At 60.6% G+C, this 3,210-nt stretch carries 3 protein-coding genes; all 3 read right to left on the bottom strand.

What is annotated here, in order from left to right; translation table 11 throughout:
• Positions 1-2: 2 nt before the first annotated feature.
• Positions 3-368: a helix-turn-helix domain-containing protein gene (locus AC1DSN_RS20500; RefSeq protein ID WP_477296108.1), complete on the bottom strand. Its 366-nt coding sequence runs from the start codon at positions 366-368 to the stop codon at positions 3-5.
• Between the two features lie 257 nt (positions 369-625).
• A complete protein-coding gene (locus tag AC1DSN_RS20505) occupies positions 626-2,785 on the bottom strand; it encodes a two-component system response regulator (protein WP_477332528.1) in 2,160 nt (719 codons plus the stop codon).
• On the bottom strand, positions 2,782-3,210 hold a 429-nt coding region (locus AC1DSN_RS20510), incomplete at its 5' end, for an Hpt domain-containing protein (RefSeq protein ID WP_477332530.1). The genes AC1DSN_RS20505 and AC1DSN_RS20510, both read right to left, overlap by 4 nt.

Genomic DNA, 3,210 nt, shown 5'->3' on the forward strand with positions numbered 1-3,210 from the left:
CGCTAGTGCGGACTGCCCTCGCGCGAGCGTCGCCATTCGGTCGGGGAACAGCCGACGTGCCTCTTGGAGCACATCCCCATTGCATTACCGTCGGCGAAACCGAGGCTATAGGCGATTTCGGTGACGGTTAGACCCGGATTCAACAGCAGGCGCTGCGCTTCCTCGATCCGTCTGTCGCGAATGTAAGCCACAGGCGTCCGATTGAAGCTGCCGGCGAACGCAAGATAGAACTCAGGGAGAGCCATACCCGCAAGAGCGGCCAGTCCGCGGACCGTGAGGCGCTCGTCGAGGTTCGCTTCAATATACGATTCCAACGACGAAGCGATCTCTGCAGGCAGTTTCCTATGCAACCTCGTGCTCTCGAACAAGGTAAACCCGCAGCCTAAGGGAGCGACGACCCGTTGGGAAGGTGGAGGACCCCACTGCGACCGCCGTCACATAGCCTCGTGTCGACAGCCCGCCAGCGCAAGTTCGTCAGTCGCATTTCTCCTGGAACTCGTTGTCGCTCGCGACCCTGGCCCTTTGCGCCCCGAATGAGGTACAGGTCCGGCCCACAGACGGCTAAAAGTCGTCAGCCGGACGATAACGTCAGTCGCGGCCGCGGCGCGGCCAGTTCGTCGACCCATCACTGCATCAGATGAGCTGAAACCTCGGGCAGGTCGAGGATGCGGATTGGCGGGACGCGACGGCAACTGTCCCAAGGGAGGCGCGTTCGTGCCCCGAGCAGAGCATTCATTTCGCTGGCCGGTAATGCTCGGCTAAAATAGTGGCCCTGCATCCTGTCGCACCGATTGGTATTGAGAAAGGTCAGTTGCTCTTCCGTCTCCACGCCTTCGGCAACCGTGGTCATGTGCAAGGATTCCGCCATCGATATGATCGATCGGGCAAGCGATGCGCCGTCAGCGCTGCTGGCTACGTCGTTGATGAATGACTTGTCGATCTTGATCACGTCGATCGGGAACTCCTTCAGATAGGAAAGGCTCGAGTAACCCGTGCCGAAGTCGTCAAGTGTCAGCACGACACCAATCTCCTTCAGTTCCTTCAATGCTTTGACCGCGGTTTCCTTGTCGTGCATGAGTACGCTCTCAGTGAGCTCCAGCTCAAGAAATGCCGCATCCAGCCCGCTGTCGGCAAGCGCTGCACGAACGAGGTCCTGCACATTGTCCAGCCGAAACTGCCGCGCCGAGATGTTGACTGCCATGGTCAGGTCTGTGTGGCCCGCATCGTGCCAGGCTTTCGCCTGGATGCACGCGCTGCGCAACACCCACTCGCCGATCGGGATGATGAGGCCCGTCAACTCCGCCAGTGGAATGAAGATGTCCGGCGAGATCAGTCCTATGCCCGGTCGCCGCCAGCGCAACAAGGCCTCAACGCCGCTGACCACCCCACTCTTGAGGTCCACTTTTGGCTGGTAGTGAATTTCCAGTTCGTTACGCATCACGGCCTGGGTCAGCGCATTGACCAACTCGGCCTGCTCTTCCACCTGGACACCCATTTGGGGGGTATACAACTGGAAGCAGTTTCTCCCTTTGTCCTTGGCGACGTACAACGCGGCATCGGAGGTCTTCAGAAGCATCTCGGCGCTAAGGCCATCCTCCGGGAATACGCTGATGCCAATACTTGTCCTCACATGTAGCTCGTGCCCCTCCAACAGGATAGGTGGGACAAACGCGTCGAGGACTTTCTGCGCGGTAATCTCGCCGTCGCCCGGATGGGTCATCGACGACAGCACGATGACGAACTCATCGCCTCCCAGGCGCGCCACGGTATCGACCTCGCGTACAGTCGCCTTTAGTCGTGCCGCCACTGCCTTGAGCAAGTCGTCGCCGACGTGATGCCCGAAATTGTCGTTGATGAATTTAAACCGGTCCAGGTCGAGAATCATGACCCCGACACGGCGGCCGTCGCGCTGCGCGCGGGCGATCGCCTGCGCGATGCGATCGCTCAGCAGGTTGCGGTTCGGCAAGCCGGTGAGTGCATCGTGGTTGGCCATGAACTCGATCTGCGCCTCGTGCATCTTGCGCTCAGTGATGTCCTGTATCGTCCCGCGCAGTGATACGATCTTACCCTGGTCGCGGTTTGCTTCGGCTTGCTGAAAGACGAAACGCTCGCTACCGTCCCTGTGCACGATACGATGCTCCATCCCGAACCTGATGCCCTCGTCGCGCAGGCGCGTGAGTGAATGAATCAAGGGGGGGCGGTCTTCGTCGGACACACATTGCATCAGTGCCTCATCGGTAGCGACGATGCTCCCCTCCTCAAACCCCAGAATCCGATACAGCTCAGGCGACCAAGAACCGTTGGTCATGGTGCTGCCGTACTCCCAGTTGCCGACATGAGCCAGTTGCTGGGCGAAGGCCAAGCTGCCTTCGCTGCGGGCGAGCTCGTCAAGTACGGCGCTGGAACGCAGTAGGTAACGCACGCGATAGCCGAGGAGCTTCCAGCGCATCGGCTTGGACACGAAATCGGTCGCCCCCGCCTCGAACGCACTAGTGATCGATTCGTCATCATCGTTGCCGGTGAGGACGACCACAGGCACACGCTCGCCGCCTGGCAACTTGCGAATGCGCCTGCAGCACTCGAATCCATCCATGCCCGGCATGCTGACGTCCAGCAGAATGATGTCGGGTCGGTGCTGACGAAAAGCTTCGATGCCCTCCGTCCCGCTCTCGGCTTCGCGCACGCTGAAGCCCTCCGGCTCCAAAGCCTCGACCACCAGCATGCGGGTCATCGGATCGTCGTCCACGATGAGGACGGATGGATACTCGCGGGTTTCTATGGTCATGCTACGGTCCTTTCTAGTGCAAGCATCGCAAGGACGCGGTCGAGTTCCTTAACGGCATCGTCGACCCGCGTCTGCGCCGAAACGACCTCGGCGGCACGCGCGAGCTGTTCGATGTCACGGCAGTTCGTCGAAAGCGAAAAAGCGCCGACATTCGCACTGGTCGACTTCAGCGTGTGGGCAGCGTGCCGCAAGGCATCGGCATCATTGGATGCTATGGCCGCGAGCATTGCTGCGACCAGTCGAGGGGCGTCGAGCGCAAAAAGGTCGATGACACGGGTCAATACGTCCGGCCGACCCGGCCGTTGCAGGTCTCGAAGTACCTGCAGGGCCTCGACGTCCAGCGGAGCGGCCACCGATTGGATTTCCGGTGCAGCCGCGGAGACGACCGCCGTCTGCGGGTTCGTACGATCGCTCGGTACGGATTG

It is taken from the genome of Luteibacter sp. P4_D7_3, assembly GCF_056401735.1.

Coding starts and splice junctions, on each gene's coding strand:
- AC1DSN_RS20505 (WP_477332528.1), bottom strand. CDS start 2,785: ATGACCATAGAAACCCGCGAGTATCCATCCGTCCTCATCGTGGACGAC.